Annotated in this window: 15 protein-coding genes and 1 tRNA gene; 8 read left to right on the top strand and 8 right to left on the bottom strand. The window is 72.1% G+C overall.

Annotated elements, in window-relative coordinates; all coding sequences use genetic code 11:
- Window positions 1-5: 5 nt before the first annotated feature.
- From AB4Y78_RS03960 to AB4Y78_RS03940, 5 genes are read right to left on the bottom strand one after another with little or no spacing between them, the layout of a single operon-like run.
- A complete protein-coding gene (locus AB4Y78_RS03960) occupies window positions 6-1460 on the bottom strand; it encodes a peptidoglycan D,D-transpeptidase FtsI family protein (RefSeq protein WP_007929569.1) in 1455 nt (484 codons plus the stop codon).
- Window positions 1457-2833 (bottom strand): FtsW/RodA/SpoVE family cell cycle protein, encoded by a 1377-nt coding sequence (locus tag AB4Y78_RS03955; RefSeq protein WP_259910072.1) that lies wholly within the window; start codon window positions 2831-2833, stop codon window positions 1457-1459. The genes AB4Y78_RS03960 and AB4Y78_RS03955 overlap by 4 nt, the downstream gene beginning before the upstream one ends.
- Window positions 2830-4062: a Stp1/IreP family PP2C-type Ser/Thr phosphatase gene (locus tag AB4Y78_RS03950; RefSeq protein WP_259910073.1), complete on the bottom strand. Its 1233-nt coding sequence runs from the start codon at window positions 4060-4062 to the stop codon at window positions 2830-2832. The genes AB4Y78_RS03955 and AB4Y78_RS03950 overlap by 4 nt, the downstream gene beginning before the upstream one ends.
- Window positions 4063-4064: 2 nt before the next feature.
- The gene (locus AB4Y78_RS03945; protein ID WP_259910074.1) at window positions 4065-4553 is read right to left on the bottom strand and encodes an FHA domain-containing protein FhaB/FipA; all 489 of its coding nucleotides are present in this window, start codon (window positions 4551-4553) and stop codon (window positions 4065-4067) included.
- A 33-nt stretch (window positions 4554-4586) separates the two neighbouring features.
- Window positions 4587-5501: an FhaA domain-containing protein gene (locus AB4Y78_RS03940; RefSeq protein WP_259910075.1), complete on the bottom strand. Its 915-nt coding sequence runs from the start codon at window positions 5499-5501 to the stop codon at window positions 4587-4589.
- Window positions 5502-6193: 692 nt separating this feature from the next.
- Here AB4Y78_RS03940 and AB4Y78_RS03935 point away from each other — a divergent pair.
- The 3 genes from AB4Y78_RS03935 to AB4Y78_RS03925 all read left to right on the top strand — a co-directional run bounded on the left by AB4Y78_RS03935 (window position 6194) and on the right by AB4Y78_RS03925 (window position 7782).
- Window positions 6194-6276, top strand: a tRNA-Leu gene (locus AB4Y78_RS03935).
- A 79-nt stretch (window positions 6277-6355) separates the two neighbouring features.
- Window positions 6356-6826: a hypothetical protein gene (locus tag AB4Y78_RS03930; protein ID WP_265230372.1), complete on the top strand. Its 471-nt coding sequence runs from the start codon at window positions 6356-6358 to the stop codon at window positions 6824-6826.
- Window positions 6827-6921: 95 nt separating this feature from the next.
- Window positions 6922-7782, top strand: a complete 861-nt coding sequence (locus tag AB4Y78_RS03925) for an outer membrane protein assembly factor BamB family protein (RefSeq protein ID WP_265230373.1) — start codon at window positions 6922-6924, stop codon at window positions 7780-7782.
- A gap of 56 nt (window positions 7783-7838) precedes the next feature.
- Here AB4Y78_RS03925 and AB4Y78_RS03920 read toward each other — a convergent pair whose 3' ends face one another.
- Complete coding sequence (locus tag AB4Y78_RS03920) at window positions 7839-8324, bottom strand: hypothetical protein (protein WP_306514139.1); 486 nt, start codon at window positions 8322-8324, stop codon at window positions 7839-7841.
- Between the two features lie 79 nt (window positions 8325-8403).
- A complete protein-coding gene (locus tag AB4Y78_RS03915; RefSeq protein ID WP_259910080.1) occupies window positions 8404-8952 on the bottom strand; it encodes an NYN domain-containing protein in 549 nt (182 codons plus the stop codon).
- Window positions 8953-9021: 69 nt separating this feature from the next.
- On the opposite strand from AB4Y78_RS03915, the gene AB4Y78_RS03910 reads away from it, so the two are divergent.
- Window positions 9022-9159 (top strand): hypothetical protein, encoded by a 138-nt coding sequence (locus AB4Y78_RS03910; RefSeq protein WP_169330622.1) that lies wholly within the window; start codon window positions 9022-9024, stop codon window positions 9157-9159.
- 66 nt (window positions 9160-9225) lie between these two features.
- Entirely contained in the window at window positions 9226-9456 is a 231-nt protein-coding gene (locus AB4Y78_RS03905; RefSeq protein WP_441714070.1) for a hypothetical protein, read from the top strand.
- A gap of 108 nt (window positions 9457-9564) precedes the next feature.
- Here the strand turns inward: AB4Y78_RS03905 and AB4Y78_RS03900 are convergent, their stop codons facing one another.
- Window positions 9565-10137, bottom strand: coding sequence for a TetR/AcrR family transcriptional regulator (locus AB4Y78_RS03900; protein WP_265230376.1), 573 nt, complete (start codon window positions 10135-10137; stop codon window positions 9565-9567).
- A gap of 114 nt (window positions 10138-10251) precedes the next feature.
- On the opposite strand from AB4Y78_RS03900, the gene AB4Y78_RS03895 reads away from it, so the two are divergent.
- The 3 genes from AB4Y78_RS03895 to AB4Y78_RS03885 are packed head-to-tail and all read left to right on the top strand — an operon-like array spanning window position 10252 to window position 14526.
- Complete coding sequence (locus AB4Y78_RS03895; protein WP_259910083.1) at window positions 10252-11472, top strand: acetyl-CoA C-acetyltransferase; 1221 nt, start codon at window positions 10252-10254, stop codon at window positions 11470-11472.
- Between the two features lie 35 nt (window positions 11473-11507).
- Window positions 11508-13682 carry a 3-hydroxyacyl-CoA dehydrogenase NAD-binding domain-containing protein gene (locus AB4Y78_RS03890; RefSeq protein WP_387355529.1) on the top strand — a complete coding sequence of 725 codons (2175 nt, stop codon included), beginning with the start codon at window positions 11508-11510 and terminating at the stop codon, window positions 13680-13682.
- 1 nt (window position 13683) lies between these two features.
- Window positions 13684-14526, top strand: a complete 843-nt coding sequence (locus AB4Y78_RS03885) for a CoA transferase (protein ID WP_387355530.1) — start codon at window positions 13684-13686, stop codon at window positions 14524-14526.
- Window positions 14527-14601 lie beyond the last annotated feature (75 nt).

Here is a 14601-nt window from a genome sequence, read left to right as displayed (position 1 = left end):
GGTGGTCACTCCATCGCCGCCTTCATGACGGCGGCGCTGATCGGGCCGGCGACCGACCCACCGTAGGCCTCGTTGCCAGCGCGCCCGCCGTCCTCGACCACGACGGCGACGGCGACCTGGGGGTTGTCCGCGGGGGCGAAGCCGGTGAACCACGCGTGCGGCGCCTTGCCGTCCTCGTGCTCGGCGGTGCCGGTCTTGCCGGCGACGCTCGTGCCGGGCACGGCCGCCTGCTTGCCGGTGCCCTGGTCGACGACGAGCTGCATCATGCCCGTCAGCTGGTCGGCGGTCTCGGGCTGCATGGCCTCGGACAGCTGCTGCGGCTTGGTCTCGCTGATCGTCGACAGGTCGGAGCCGAGCACCGACTGGACGAGGTAGGGCCGCATGACGACGCCGTCGTTGGCGACGGCGGAGGTGACCATGGCGACCTGGAGGGGGGTGACCCGCACGTCGTACTGCCCGATGCCGACCTGCGCCTCCTGCGGCGGGCTGAGCTCCGCGGGCACCGTCGACGGTGTAACGCTCATGGGGATGTCGAGGTCCTCGCCGAAGCCGAACTTGTCGGCCTGCTCGCGCATCGCGTCGCCGCCGAGCTCCATGCCGAGCCAGCCGAAGGCGGTGTTGCACGAGTCCTGCATGGCCACGGCGAGAGTGACCTTGTCGTTCGGGCCGCACGCGCCGGGGTGCGAGTTGGGCAGGCCGACGTCGGTCTGCGGCAGGTCGAGCACCGCGGGGCCGGGGATCGACGAGTCCTTGTCCCACTGCCCGTCCTCGATGGCGGCGGCCGCGGTGACGATCTTGAAGACCGAGCCGGGCGGGTAGAGGTTGCCGGAGATCGCGCGGTTGACGAGCGGGCGGTTGGGGTCGCCGTTCAGCGAGTCCCACGCCTTCTTCTCCGTCGCGGGGCTGTGGCTGACGAGCGGTGTGGGGTCGTAGTCCGGGTGGGAGACCATCGCGAGGATCTCGCCGGTGCGCGGGTCCATGGCGACGACGGCACCGCGCTGGTCGCCGAGGGCCTGGCTCGCGGCCTTCTGCACCTTGGGGTTGATGGTCAGCTCGAGGCTGGCCCCCTTCGGCTCGCGGCCGGCGATGGTGCCGGTGAGGCGGTCGTAGAAGAGCTTGTCGTCGCGCCCGGAGAGCAGGCCGTCGGCGGCGTACTCGACGCCGCCACCGGGACCGTAGGTGAAGGAGTTCCACCCCGTGATGTGGCTGTAGAGCGTGGGGTCGCTGTACTCGCGCTGCCACTGCAGGTCGTCGTCGGAGGGCGTCGAGCTGGCGATGGGGCGGCCGGCGAGCAGGATCTGCCCGCGCTCGCGGGAGTAGCTCTCGAGCTGGGTGCGGCGGTTGCCCGGGCGGTCGTTGATGTCCTGGGAGCCGAGCACCTGGATCCACGTGCTCGACCCGAGCAGGAGGGCAAACATCAGGGCGACGAGCATCGAGAGCCGGCGGATGGGCTGGTTCATCGCGTCTTCACCACCTGGGTCGGGGCGTCCATGGAGGCGGGGTCGAACTCCGGCTCGGGGCGGCGGGCGTGGTCGCTGATGCGCAGGAGGATCGCGACGAGCGTCCAGTTGGTCAGCAGCGAGGACCCGCCGTAGGCGACGAAGGGGAGGGTCAGCCCGGTGAGCGGGATGACGCGGGTGACGCCGCCGATGACGACGAAGACCTGGATGGCCAGGACGAAGGTCAGGCCGGTCGCCAGGAGCTTGCCGAAGCCGTCGCGCAGGCCGATCGCCGAGCGCAGGCCGCGCTCGACGAGCAGCGCGTAGAGCATGATCAGCGCGAAGACGCCGATGAGGCCGAGCTCTTCACCGAGGCTGGTGAAGATGAAGTCCGACTCGGGCAGGGGGGTGAGCCACGGCCGGCCGCGGCCCAAGCCGGTGCCGGAGATGCCGCCGGCGGCCATGCCCATGATGCCGGTGCCGATCTGGCCGCACTGCTCCATGCCCTCCTCGGAGAAGGTGTCGGTCCAGCACAGCACGCGCGTCTGCACGTGCGAGGCGAACTGGTAGACGACGAGGGCGCCGGCTGCGGCGGTGAGCAGGCCGAGGACGATCCACGAGATCCGCTCGGTCGCGACGTACAGCATCGCGACGAAGAGGCCGAAGATCAGCAGGGTGGTGCCGAAGTCGTTTTCGAGCACGAGCACCAGGGCGGCGGCGAGCCAGGCGATGGCGAGCGGCCCGAGGTCGCGGGCACGGGGGAAGGTGATGCCGAGGAACTTGCGGCCGGCGAGGGCGAGCATGTCGCGGGTCTGCACGAGGTAGCCGGCGAAGAAGATCGCGAGCAGGATCTTGGCGACCTCGGCGGGCTGGAAGGTGAAGGCGCCGAGCTTGATCCAGATCTTCGCGCCGTAGACGGAGTGGCCGAAGGGGGTGAGCGGCAGGGCGATGAAGACGAGGGCGGCGAGGCCGGCCGTGTAGGTGTAGCGGCGCAGGACGCGGTGGTCGCGCAGGGCGACGAGCACGACGAGGGCGATGCCGACGCCGATGCCGGTCCAGATGAGCTGGCGCAGGGCCAAACCGGAGCTAAAGTCGCGGCCGGCGGCGAGGTCGAGCCGGTGGATCATCACCAGTCCGATGCCGTTGAGCAGGGTGACGATGGGCAGGATGATCGGGTCGGCGTAGGAGGCCCGCCAGCGCAGCACGAGGTGCACGCCGAGCGCGATCGCGGCGAGGATGCCGGTGTGGCCGAGCAGGTCGGGCGGGATCTCGCCGGACTCCGCGACGGTGACGTTGACGTAGGCGAGGATCACGACGCCGATGGCGAGCGCCGTGAGCAGCAGCTCGACATTGCGCCCGCGTGCCGGGGTGATCGTCGTGATGGCCCGCCTCATCGCCCGCAGGGCTCCCCGGTGGCCCGCAGCCGGCCGCACTTCTCGGCGGCGGCGCGCAGGCTGGCGACCCGCTCGTCGGCGGCCGGGCGCGAGTCGACGGAGATCGTCGCCTCGACCTCGTCGCGGTAGAAGGAGGGCAGCTCGGCCATCTCGATGTCGGTCTCGTCGACGGCGGTGTGCAGGGTGATCGGGCCGAGGTCCTGGGCGACGCCGCGGAAGATCGTGACGTGCCCGTCACGGGCGCCGACGTAGTACTGCTGCTGGGTCCAGGCGTAGCCGCCGTAGGCGACGGCGCCGAGGAGGAGCAGTGCGACGGCGAACCCGCCGATGCGGCGCAGCCAGCGGGCGCGTCGGCTCGGGCTCTCCTCGGCGAGCTCGACCTCCTCGTCGTCGTCGCCCGCGGTGAGGGCGGCGGCCCGGGCGGCGGGCGAGGTGTCGACCCGCTTGGCGGGGCGGCGCAGGGCGGCGGAGCCGACGACCTGCGGCTGCGTCGAGGGGCCGGTGCCGGAGTCGACGACGTCGGCGACGACGACGGTGACGTTGTCGGGGGCACCGGCCCGCAGCGCGAGGGAGACGAGGTCGTCGGCCGCCCGCCCGGGGGAGATGCCGGCGGTGAGGATCTCCTCGATGGTGTCGAGCGCGACGAAGCCCGAGAGCCCGTCGGAGCACAGCATGTAGCGGTCGCCCAGGCGGGCCTCGCGGGCCCCGATGTCGGGCTCGTCGCCGGCGTCGCCGGTGAGCACGCGGGTGACGACGGAGCGCTGCGGGTGGGTACTGGCCTCGTCCTCGGTGATGCGCCCCTCGTCGATGAGGGTCTGCACGAAGGAGTGGTCCTTGGTGATCTGGGCCAGGCGCCCTTCGCGCAGCAGGTAGGCGCGGGAGTCGCCGATGTGGGCGAGGATCAGCTTGTTGCGGGCGCGCATGATCGCGGTGACCGTCGTGCCCATGCCCTCGAGCTCGGGGTTGTCGGCGAAGGTGCGCGCGATCTCGTCGTTGGCCGCGGTGATGGCCCGCCCCAGCTGGGTGGAGGCCTCGGCGGCGGTGAGGGAGTCGTGGTCGATCTCGACGAGCTCGGTGACGACGGTCGCGGAGGCGATGTCGCCGCCGGCGTGGCCGCCCATGCCGTCGGCGACGACGAGCAGGTGGGGGCCGGCGTAGCCGGAGTCCTGGTTGTCCTTGCGGACCAGCCCGACGTCGGAGCGGGCGGCGTAGTGGAAAGTCAGCGCCATCGCTAGTTCCTCAGCTCGATGACGGTGCGCCCGATCCGGATCGAGGTGCCGACCTCGACGGGGACGGGGTCGCCGACGCGGTACTGGCCGACGAAGGTGCCGTTGGTCGAGCCGAGGTCCTCGACGTACCAGCCGTCCTCGGCGCGCAGGATCCGCGCATGCCGCCCGGAGGCGAACTCGTCGTCGAGGACGAGTGCGCACTCGGGGTTGCGTCCGATGAGGACGCCGGCGTCGCGAAGGGGGAGGGAGGTGCCGGTGAGCGGGCCGGTCGTCAGCACGATGTGCGTCGGCGTGCGCGGGTTGCGCGCGGGGCGCGGGGCGGCGCTCTCGGTGCTGGCGCGGCGGGCAGCCTTCTTGGGCGGGGCGGGGCGACGGTTGACGACCCGGGTGCCGAAGAGGTCGGTGCGCAGCACGGAGGCGACCGACAGGACGAAGACCCACAGCAGCACGAGCAGGCCGAGGCGCAGCACGGTGACCGTCAACTCGCTCAACTCGGGGCTCCTGTCGGGGGGATGGTGGTCGCGTCAGCGACCGGCGTGGAAGGTGGCCTGGGTGCGACCGACGGTGATGCGGTCGCCGTCGGAGAGCTGGGCGGCGTCGGTCGGCTCGCCGTTGACGAAGGTGCCGTTGGTCGAGCGCAGGTCCCGGACGTGGGTGACGAGGCGGGGCCCGTCATGGGTGACGCGCACCTCGCAGTGCCGGCGGGAGATGCCGGGGTCGTCGAGGACGACGTCGGCGCTCTCGTCGCGGCCGAGCACGGTCATGGCGGCGATGAGCGGGTAGCGCTCGCCGTCGACCTCGAGCCAGGGCCGGTCGTGGACCGAGCGGGGGGTGGCTGCGGGGCGGGCCGGTGCAGGGCGGTGGACGGCGGTCGGCTGGTCCTCGGCGGCCGGGCGGGGCCGCGGGACGGTCTGCTGGGGGGCAGCGGGCGGGGGTGCAGGTGCCGGCTCGTCCTCGACGTCGTCGAGGTCCCAGCCGCCGGAGTACTCGTCGTAGGCGTCGTGACGGTCGTCGGTGCGGGCCTGCTCGTCGGAGTAGGCGCGCACCTGCTCGGCGCGCTCGACACGCTGCCGGGCGGTGGCGGGGCGGACCCGGAAGACGCCGGTCTCGAGCTCGTCGTCCTGGTCGAAGAGGACTTGCAGGGGGCCGCCGGGCTGGTAGCGCTGCGACTCGCAGTGCTCCTGGGCGGCCGCGACCAGCTCGTCCTCGAGCTCTTGGTCGAACTCGGTGAGGCGCTCGTAGTCGCTCGGTGCGAGCTCGACGGTGAAGAGGTTGGGCACGATCGTGCGACCCCGGCCGAGCATGGTCGCCCGGTCGTCCATCGCGCGGCGGAGCGCGGAGGCCAGCTCGAGCGGTTGCACCTCGGCACGGAAGGCGCGGGCGAAGACGCCGTTGACGGTGCGCTCGAGCTTGCGCTCCATCCTCTCGAAGAGGCTCACGCTTCCTCCCTTCGGGCAGCGGTCGACTCGGACATGGGTCCGGCCACCCTAACGGCGCTGGCTGGGCGATGCCTGCATCCGCGCCGTGGTGCGTCTGCCCGCTGCGGGAGGGTCGGCCGGCGAAGGGAGGAGTTCGCGTCAGCGCTACGGCCCTACCCCACCGGGGGGTAAGGCCGTAGTCCCTTCACCCGCTCCCTGAGGAGGCCGCCCGCGGCCGTCTCCCACGCGCTCCCTGAGGAGGCCGCCCGCGGCCGTCTCCCACGCGCTCCTTGAGGAGGCCGCCCGCGGCCGTCTCGAAGGGAGACAAGCTCAGTGGGTGCGGGGCGCGCGGAGGCGCCTCCTTCAGCTCCGCGGCCCAGGTGTGGGTGCCGGGGGTCGTGCGCCGGCTGCGCGAGGAGTACCCGGGCTCGACGAGACTCGCATGAGCGCCTACGCGGAAGGGGGCCTGCGTGTGGCCCGGGTCGACGTCGACTCCGTCCCCCAGGACCCCGCCGGCGCAGTGCGGCAGGTGGTCCTCGGGACCGTCCTCGTCGACCGGGTGCTCGCCCCCCCTTCGCCGGCTGGCCCAGCAGCACCTCAGCGTGAGCGAGCAGGGCTGACCGGGACCCTGCGCCCCGCCGCTTTGGGGATCGGCCGGGTCATGGGGCACAATAAGACGGCTCGTGCGCCGAGAGGTGCGCGGCTCACTCTTTGCGCGAGTGGCGGAACGGCAGACGCGCTGGCTTCAGGTGCCAGTGTCCGAAAGGGCGTGGGGGTTCAAATCCCCCCTCGCGCACAGTTCACGAAGGGCGTCCCACCAGCTGGTGGGACGCCCTTCGTCGTGCCTGCACCCGGTCGGTGGCAGGCTGGCCGGCATGGCACCTGACCCGCAGACTCAGCCGGGGCGCGGCGCCGACGTGCCCGATCGTCTCGCCGAGGTCGCCCGCCGTCTGGAGGAGTGCGTCGCGGTCCTCGAGCGGGAGTCGGGTCTGCGGCTCTGGCGGGTGCCCGACCGCGACAACATCGACGGAGCCCACCCGTACTACGGCGAGGACGACGGCCGCCTCTTCGTCCGGACTCATGAGCGGGGCAAGCTCGTCCGGGACGAGGTGCACGAGAGCGTCGACGGGGTGGTCGAATCGCTCGTGACGGACATGGCGGCCCAGCTCGCGAGGACGTACGAGGCAAGGCATCGTCGCCCGCGAGAGGACTCTCGGCGTCAGTGGTTCCACCTGAGCGAGCTCTGGTTGAGCCGGGTGGAGCTGGCGTGGGGCGATCGCCTGCACTCCGACCACGTCGCCGTGCTCCGGGAGTCGCCCTTCAACGACGATCGGGACGTCCCCTGAGTAGGGGAGCTCTGACGTCTGCCAGGTGCGCGGCACGCTCGGTCGCTAGGTTGGCCGTGTCTGCCGAGGCGAGCTCGGCTCGACGAGGGGACACCATGCGCCACCTGACCCGGACCACGATCGTCGACGCGGCCGCGGCTCTCACGCTCATCGCCGCTCCGTCGGCCGGGGCGGTCGCCGCGCCGACGACGAGCGTCGCGGTCACCGACGGACTCGACGTCAACATCGGCGGCTGGGCGGAGGGGGCGGCGATCCCGGCCGACGGGGACCTGCTGGTCGCCAACCTCAACCAGCACAAGATCCAGCGTGTCGACGCGCAGACGCACCAGATCACCACGGTCGCAGAGGTCGCCGACCCCAGCCAGATGGTCGTCGACGGCGACACCGTCTACGTCGTCACCGGCAACACACCCGCCTCGATCTTCACCCGCAAGGGCGGCGTGCTCGCCATCGACCTGACGACCGGGGCCCGACGCACCTTCACCACCGGCATGGGTGAGGCCAACGGGATGTCCCGGTTGCCCGACGGTGACCTCGTCGTCAGCGTGACCCTGGGCGGTGACGCAGGGGTCCACCGGGTCGCCCCGCAGACCGGGGAGCGGCGCCGTCTCACCTCGTCCTTCCCCACGCCCAACGGGGTGGCCGTGGGGCCGCAGGGTCAGCTGTACGTCGGCTCGACGCTGCTCGGCGCCGTCTTCCGCGTCGACCCGTCGACCGGCGCGACGCAGCGCGTGGCCGGGGTGAGCACGAGCCTCGACGACTTCGCGGTCCGGTCCGACGGGACGATCGTCGGTGCGACGACGCTGGGCTTCGTCGACGAGCTCGACCCCGCGACGGGCCGCAGCCGCCCGCTGCTCTCCGGCTACGTCGGCGGGACCTCGGTGCGGCTGCTGTCGGACGACCGGGCCGTCATCACGACGGCGACCGGTCGGGTCGTGGTCGTCGACCTGCCCTGACGACTGCCCGCGACGCGGCGACGAAGGGGGATGCAGCGCCCGGCAGTCGGGCGGCCTCAGACCGCGACGCCCACGGCGGTGAGCAGCTCGCGCAGGGCAGCGCCGATCTCCCGCTGCTGCCCGATCTCGCGGCCGACGATCGACTGGACGCCGCCCTGGTAGGTCCCGTCGACCTTGCCCGGAGCCCCGACGTAGAGGGCGCGGCCGGCCATCAGCGACTGGCTTGCTGGATGGCCCTCGACGGCCGGCCGGGAGGCGGCCAGCTCGGCGAGCTGCTGCTCGCTGAACGGGGCGCCCGAGGCACTGCCGATCCCCGCGAGGACGTGCTTGCCGCCGTTTACCTCGAGGGTGACGTGTCCGACGGTCTTGTTCGTCTTGGCGCGGATCGCCTGCGCGGGCGCGTCGAAGAGGACGCCGCCCTGGCCGACGAGCCACACCCGGCCCGGGAGGACGCCGAGGATCGTCGGCTCGGACTTCGAGGTCATCATCCGCGGGTAGCGGTAGACGCCCATGAGGATCGGGGGCGCCGGTGTCTGCTCCATGCCTCCTGCCTATCGGCTGGCAGCCCGGGAGTCCAACGAGGGCAGCGCCGAGGATGCTCGAGCGGTGACGCGCAGCTCGTCAGATGAACTCGAGCGGGTCGAACTCGTCGATCTCGATGACCCGGACGCGCGGCAGGCGGCTCTTGAAGGCCGACACGTCGTACTCGAGGTCGAAGAACTCCATGCCGTCGATCTGCTTGAGCCCGTTGGCCATGAACTCGCTGAAGCCGACGATGCCGATGCGCCGGTCCTCGTCCTCGGCGAGCGCCTCCATCTGCGGCGTGAAGTCGTTGTCGTGGCTGACGAGCATGACGTCGGCATCGCGCTCGACGAGCGCCTGCGCCGTGCGCTGGATCGCGATGTCGACGACCTTGCCCTCGCCGCGCAGCGGCACCGGCCGGTAGCCCATCGCGAGCAGCGCCTGGACGAAGGAGGCCGGCAGGTCACCGGCCACCGCGAGGAAGAAGAGCCCCTTGACCGGCTGGCCCCACGCCGCCTCGGTGTACTCGAGCAGCGTGTTCCACCGCGGCCGCTCCTGCGGCTCCGGGCGCCGCCCGAGGACGGAGACCCCGAGGGTGGCGTCGATGTTTTCCCCGTCGACGAGGAGGTAGGTGCTGCGATCGGCCATGCTGGGACCCTACTGTGAGCGGCGCCGGAGCGTGTCCGGCGCGACGACGACGAAGGGGAGTGACCGCCCGTGTGCATGCCGGTCCGGTGCCAGCAGTGCGGCAAGACGACGTGGAGCGGGTGCGGCGAGCACGTCGCGCAGGTGCGGGCCCAGGTGCCCGCCGACCAGTGGTGCGAGTGCCCGGCCAATGCCGACCCCAACGGCTGAGCGGGGCTCGTGAGCCTGCCGCCGGGACAGGGCCCTCTGGGACCGCCGCCGAGTCACGGGGGCTCTGTGCCCCAGCCGCCGTCGGCGGCGAAGACCAGCGGGGTCGTGCTGCTGTCTCTCGCGGGGGCGGTCCTCGGCGGCGGTGGCCTCCTCGTCCTGCTGTGCGGGGGCCTGGGAGCGGTGATGACCGGCGCCTACGACACCGGCGCCGGCGCGATGCTCGTCGTGGGAGGGCTCGTGATGCTCCTGGGTCTCGCGATGGTCGTCGGGGCCTTCGTCCTCTGGCGCAAGGGCTGAACGGGCGTCCCCTCGAGACGGCCGCGGGCGGCCTCCGGGTCCTGAGGAGCGAGGCCGTCCGCGGCCGAGCGTCTCGAAGGGCAGGGACCGGAGGTGGGGCCGGGTGGGTCAGCGCAGGGTGACGCGGACCTCCGGGGAGTCGCCCTCGGCGCCGGAGAGCTGCCAGATCCGGTCGAGGGTCGGCTGGAGCAGCCAGGTGCCCAGCTGCCGCAGCAGGACGGCGACGGCCTGCTCGGTGACCGGCACCCCGCTGCGGGTCACGCCGTGGTCGCGCAGGGTCTGGGTCTGCGCGATGGTCTCCTCGATGAGCAGGCGGGCCAGGCCGATATCGCCGGGGCCGGGCGTCACGACGACGCGGCGCAGGTAGTCGATGACCTCGGGGTTGGTCGCGAACATCCGGGCGACAGCGGCGTCACGGCCCGCCGCGATCTCCGCGGTCGTGCCCTCGAGGGGGACCGAGGCCAGGGCCTCGCGGAAGCGCTGGACGACGAAGGCGTCCACGGCCTCGCGCAGACCCTCCTTACCGCCGAAGTGGTGACCGATGAGCCCCGGGGCCACGCCGGCGGAGCGGGCGACCTCGCGCAGGCTCGTCGCGGCGACTCCCCGCTCAGCGAAGAGCGCCAGTGCCGCGTCCCGGATCCGCGTGCTGGTGTCGCCGGCGGCGCCTTCTCGTGAACCCACGGGGACCTGCCTTCGGTGTGACGGTGAACAAGTCGACCCACCATTGCACACGTGTTCAACGCCTGCGTAGGGTGCGAGGCGAACCCCAGCAGTGACCCGCGAAGGAGCCGGCCCATGCCCGAGCAGCCCCAGGCGATCATCTACGACGCCGTCCGCACACCCCGAGGGAAGGGCAAGGCCTCCGGCTCCCTCCACGAGGTCAAGCCGATCGACCTGACCGTCGGCCTCCTGCAGGCGATCCGCGAGCGCAACCCCGGCCTCGACGCCGCCCAGGTCGACGACCTCGTCATGGGCATCGTCTCGCCGGTCGGCGACCAGGGCGCCGTCCTGCCGCGCATCGCCGCCCTCAAGGCGGGCTACCCCGAGCCGGTCGCGGGCGTGCAGCTCAACCGCTTCTGCGGCTCCGGCCTCGAGGCGGTCAACCAGGTCGCGGCGCGCGTGCGCTCCGGCTTCGAGGACCTGCTCATCGCCGGTGGTGTCGAGTCGATGTCGCGCGTGCCGATGGGCAGCGACGGCGGCGCGTGGGCGATGGACCCGCGCACCGCCCTCGAGACCGACTTCGTGCCCCAGGGCATCAGCGCCGACCTCATCGCGACGATCGAGGGCTACGACCGCGCCGAGGTCGACCGTTTCGCCGCGCAGTCCCACGCCCGCGCGGCTGCTGCCTGGGAGGGCGGCTACTTCGACAAGAGCGTCATCCCGGTCAAGGACGCCAGTGGCATCACGATCCTCGACCGCGACGAGACGATCCGCCCCGGGACGACCGCCGAGTCGCTCGGCGGGCTGCGTCCCTCCTTCGCCGCGATGGGCGAGCAGGGCGGCTTCGACTTCGTCGCCACCGAGAAGTACCCGCACGTCGACGCGATCAACCACGTCCACCACGCCGGCAACAGCTCGGGCATCGTCGACGGCGCCGCGCTGCTGCTCGTCGGCAACGAGCGCGTCGGCCACGAGATGGGCCTGACCCCGCGCGCCCGCATCGTCTCCACCGCGGTCATCGGCTCCGAGCCGACGATCATGCTCACCGGCCCCGCCCCGTCGTGCCGCAAGGCCCTCGACCGGGTCGGCATGAAGGCCAGCGACATCGACCTCGTCGAGATCAACGAGGCCTTCGCCGCGGTCGCCCTCAAGCTCATGCGCGACATGGGCTGGAGCGAGGAGCAGACCAACGTCAACGGCGGCGCGATCGCCATGGGCCACCCGCTCGGCGCCACCGGCGCGATGATCCTCGGCACCCTCGTCGACGAGCTGGAGCGCCGCGACCTCGAGCGCGGCATCGCCACCCTCTGCATCGGCGGCGGCATGGGTGTCGCCACGATCGTCGAGCGCGTCTGACCCCCCTTCGTCACGGACAGGAAGCACGAGAAGCCATGAGCGAGAACATGATCCGCTACGAGCGCGACGACGAGGGCATCGTCACGCTGACGATGGACGACCCCGGTGCGGGCGCCAACACCATGAACGACACCTACGTCGCGGCGATGGGTGAGACCGTCGACCGGCTCGAGGCCGAGCGCGACGACATCACCGGCGTCGTCCTCGCCTCCGCCAAGAAGACCTTCTTCGCCGGCGGCAACCTCACCGACCTGCAGTCGGTGACCCCCGAGACCGCCGGTGAGTTCTTCGCCGGCATCGAGGGCATCAAGTCGCAGCTGCGGCGCCTCGAGCAGCTCGGCAAGCCCGTCGTCGCCGCGATCAACGGTGCGGCGCTCGGCGGCGGTCTCGAGCTCGCGCTCGCCACCCACCACCGCATCGCCGTCGACGACCCCAAGGTCAAGCTCGGCCTGCCCGAGGTCACCCTCGGCCTGCTGCCGGGTGGTGGCGGCGTCACCCGCCTCGTGCGGATGCTCGGCATCCAGGAGGCGCTCATGGGCTGGCTGCTGCAGGGCCAGCAGTACGCGCCGGCGCAGGCCCACGCGAAGGGGGTCGTCGACCAGCTCGTCGCCACCCGCGATGAGCTCGTGCCGGCCGCGAAGGCGTGGATCCGCGAGCACCAGGACGACGAGGGCGTGGCCACCAAGCCGTGGGACGTCAAAGGCTTCAAGATCCCCGGCGGCAGCCCGTCGGTCCCGAAGTTCGCCGCCAACCTGCCGGCCTTCCCCGCCAACCTGCGCAAGACGCTCAAGGGTGCCCCGACGAAGTCGCCCCGCGCGATCCTCGCCGCGGCCGTCGAGGGCTCGCAGGTCGACTTCGACACCGCGAGCCGCATCGAGTCGCGCTACATCACCGAGCTCGCGGCGGGCCGCGAGTCGACCGCGATGATCCAGGCCTTCTTCTTCGACCTGCAGGCGATCAACAGCGGCAAGCTGCGCCCCGAGGGCGTCGAGCGCCGCCAGGTCGGCAAGATCGGGGTCCTCGGCGCCGGGATGATGGGCGCTGGCATCGCCTACTCCGCCGCCATGTCCGGCATCGAGGTCGTCCTCAAGGACGTCTCGATCGAGGGCGCGCAGAAGGGCAAGAGCTACTCCGAGAAGCTCCTGGCCAAGCGAGTCGAGCGCGGCAAGATGGACCAGGCCAAGGCCGACGCCGTGCTCGCGCGGATCACCCCGACGGCCGACGTCAACGACCTGGCGGGCGTCGACGTCGTCATCGAGGCGGTCTTCGAGGACTACGACCTCAAGAAGCAGGTCTTCTCCGAGGTCGAAGCAGTCGTCGGGCCGGACACGCTTCTGTGCTCCAACACCTCGACCCTGCCGATCACCTCGCTGCAGGAGTTCTCCAGCCGGCCGGCCGACTTCATCGGCCTGCACTTCTTCTCCCCGGTGGACAAGATGCAGCTCGTCGAGATCATCCGTGGCGAGCAGACCTCCGACGAGGCGACCGCCCGTGCGATCGACATCGTCCAGCAGATCCGCAAGATCCCGGTCGTCGTCGGCGACGGCCGCGGCTTCTACACCAGCCGGGTCTTCGGCACGCTGATCCTCGAGGGCGCCGTCGCCGTCGCCGAGGGCATCGACCCGATGGTCGTCGAGCGGGCCGCGACGACGGCGGGCTTCCCCGCGCCGCCGCTGGCGATGCTCGACGAGATCTCGCTGACCCTCACCCAGCACATCCGCGCGGAGGCCGACAAGGCCGCGGCCGCGGAGGGCAAGACCCTGCCCAAGGGCCCGGGCGAGGAGCTCATCGACACGATGGTCGCGGAGGGTCGCAAGGGCCGCGCCGCCGGCGCCGGCATGTACGACTACCCGGCCGACGGGCCCAAGGTCCTGTGGCCCGGGCTGCGCGAGCGCTTCGCGAAGGGGACGCAGGTCCCCCTTCGTGATCTGCAGGACCGCTACCTCTTCATCATGGCGCTGGAGACCGCGGGTTGCTTCGAGGACGGCGTGCTCACCGACACCGAGTCGGCCAACATCGGCGGCATCTTCGGCATCGGCTTCCCGCCGCACACCGGTGGGCCGGCGACCTTCATGACGAACTACGAGGGCGGCCTGGCCGGTTTCGTCGCGCGCGCCGACGAGCTCGCGGACACCTACGGCGAGCGCTTCCGCCCGTCGGAGTGGCTGCGCGGCCGCGTCGCCGCCGGCACCCTCGTCGACAAGGCCTGACATGACCGGCCCCCTGACCGGCGTCCGCGTCGTCTCGATCGCCATCAACCTGCCCGGGCCGGCCGCCGTCGCGCGGCTGGCCGGGCAGGGGGCGAGCGTCGTGACGGTCCTGCCCCCGGGTGGTGACCCGATGGAGCAGTTCGCCAAGGACTACTACGACGAGCTGCACGTCGGTCAGGAGGTGCGTCGGGTCGACCTGAAGTCCGACGCCGGTCGGGCCGAGGTCGACGAGCTCCTCGCTGCCGCAGACGTCTTCGTCACCAGCTCGCGGCCGTCGGCGCTGCGCAGGCTCGGGCTCGACTTCGAGTCCGTGCACGCGCGGCACCCGCAGGTCTGCCAGGTCGACATCGTCGGCCACCCGGGCGACGAGGCGGAGACCCCCGGTCACGACCTCACCTACCAGGCGGTGACCGGACTGCTCGGCGAAGGGAGGATGCCCGCCACCCTCGTCGTCGACCTCGCCGGGTCGGAGCGGGCGGCGGCGGAGGCTGCGGCCGCGCTCGTGGCCCGGTCCCGCACGGGTGGAGGGGTACGCCGCGAGGTGGCCTTGTCGGACGTGTCGCAGACGATCGCCGGGCCCCTCCTGCACGGGCTCACCGCACCCGGTGCCCTGCTCGGCGGTGGCCTGCCGGTCTACGCCGTCTACGACACCGCGGACCGATCGATCGCGCTCGCCGCGCTCGAGCCGCACTTCACCGCGCGGGTCGTTCAGGCGCTCGGGATCGCGCCCGAGGAGCTGACCACGGAGCGGCTGGCGGAGGTCTTCGCCACCCGCACGGCCGACGAGTGGGCCACCTGGGCTGCGGAGCACGACGTGCCGCTCGCCCCCCTTCGCTCATCCTGACCGCCCCCTCGCCCGCCCCCGACTTCGCATTTCCCTAGGGAAATAGCACCCAGACGTCGCATCTGCCTAGGGAAA

Origin of the sequence: Janibacter sp. RAF52 (assembly GCF_052114035.1) — a bacterium.
GTDB lineage: Bacteria > Actinomycetota > Actinomycetes > Actinomycetales > Dermatophilaceae > Janibacter > Janibacter hoylei.
This window is presented reverse-complemented; position numbering and strand designations above follow the sequence as displayed.

Bases quoted from the DNA above. Each gene is read 5' to 3' on its own strand.
- AB4Y78_RS03925 (WP_265230373.1), top strand. From the start codon at position 6,922: ATGCGCCACCTGACCCGGACCACGATCGTCGACGCGGCCGCGGCTCTC.
- AB4Y78_RS03920 (WP_306514139.1), bottom strand. From the start codon at position 8,324: ATGGAGCAGACACCGGCGCCCCCGATCCTCATGGGCGTCTACCGCTAC.
- AB4Y78_RS03960 (WP_007929569.1), bottom strand. From the start codon at position 1,460: ATGAACCAGCCCATCCGCCGGCTCTCGATGCTCGTCGCCCTGATGTTT.
- AB4Y78_RS03895 (WP_259910083.1), top strand. From the start codon at position 10,252: ATGCCCGAGCAGCCCCAGGCGATCATCTACGACGCCGTCCGCACACCC.
- AB4Y78_RS03885 (WP_387355530.1), top strand. From the start codon at position 13,684: ATGACCGGCCCCCTGACCGGCGTCCGCGTCGTCTCGATCGCCATCAAC.
- AB4Y78_RS03955 (WP_259910072.1), bottom strand. From the start codon at position 2,833: ATGAGGCGGGCCATCACGACGATCACCCCGGCACGCGGGCGCAATGTC.
- AB4Y78_RS03930 (WP_265230372.1), top strand. From the start codon at position 6,356: ATGGCACCTGACCCGCAGACTCAGCCGGGGCGCGGCGCCGACGTGCCC.
- AB4Y78_RS03950 (WP_259910073.1), bottom strand. From the start codon at position 4,062: ATGGCGCTGACTTTCCACTACGCCGCCCGCTCCGACGTCGGGCTGGTC.
- AB4Y78_RS03890 (WP_387355529.1), top strand. From the start codon at position 11,508: ATGAGCGAGAACATGATCCGCTACGAGCGCGACGACGAGGGCATCGTC.
- AB4Y78_RS03915 (WP_259910080.1), bottom strand. From the start codon at position 8,952: ATGGCCGATCGCAGCACCTACCTCCTCGTCGACGGGGAAAACATCGAC.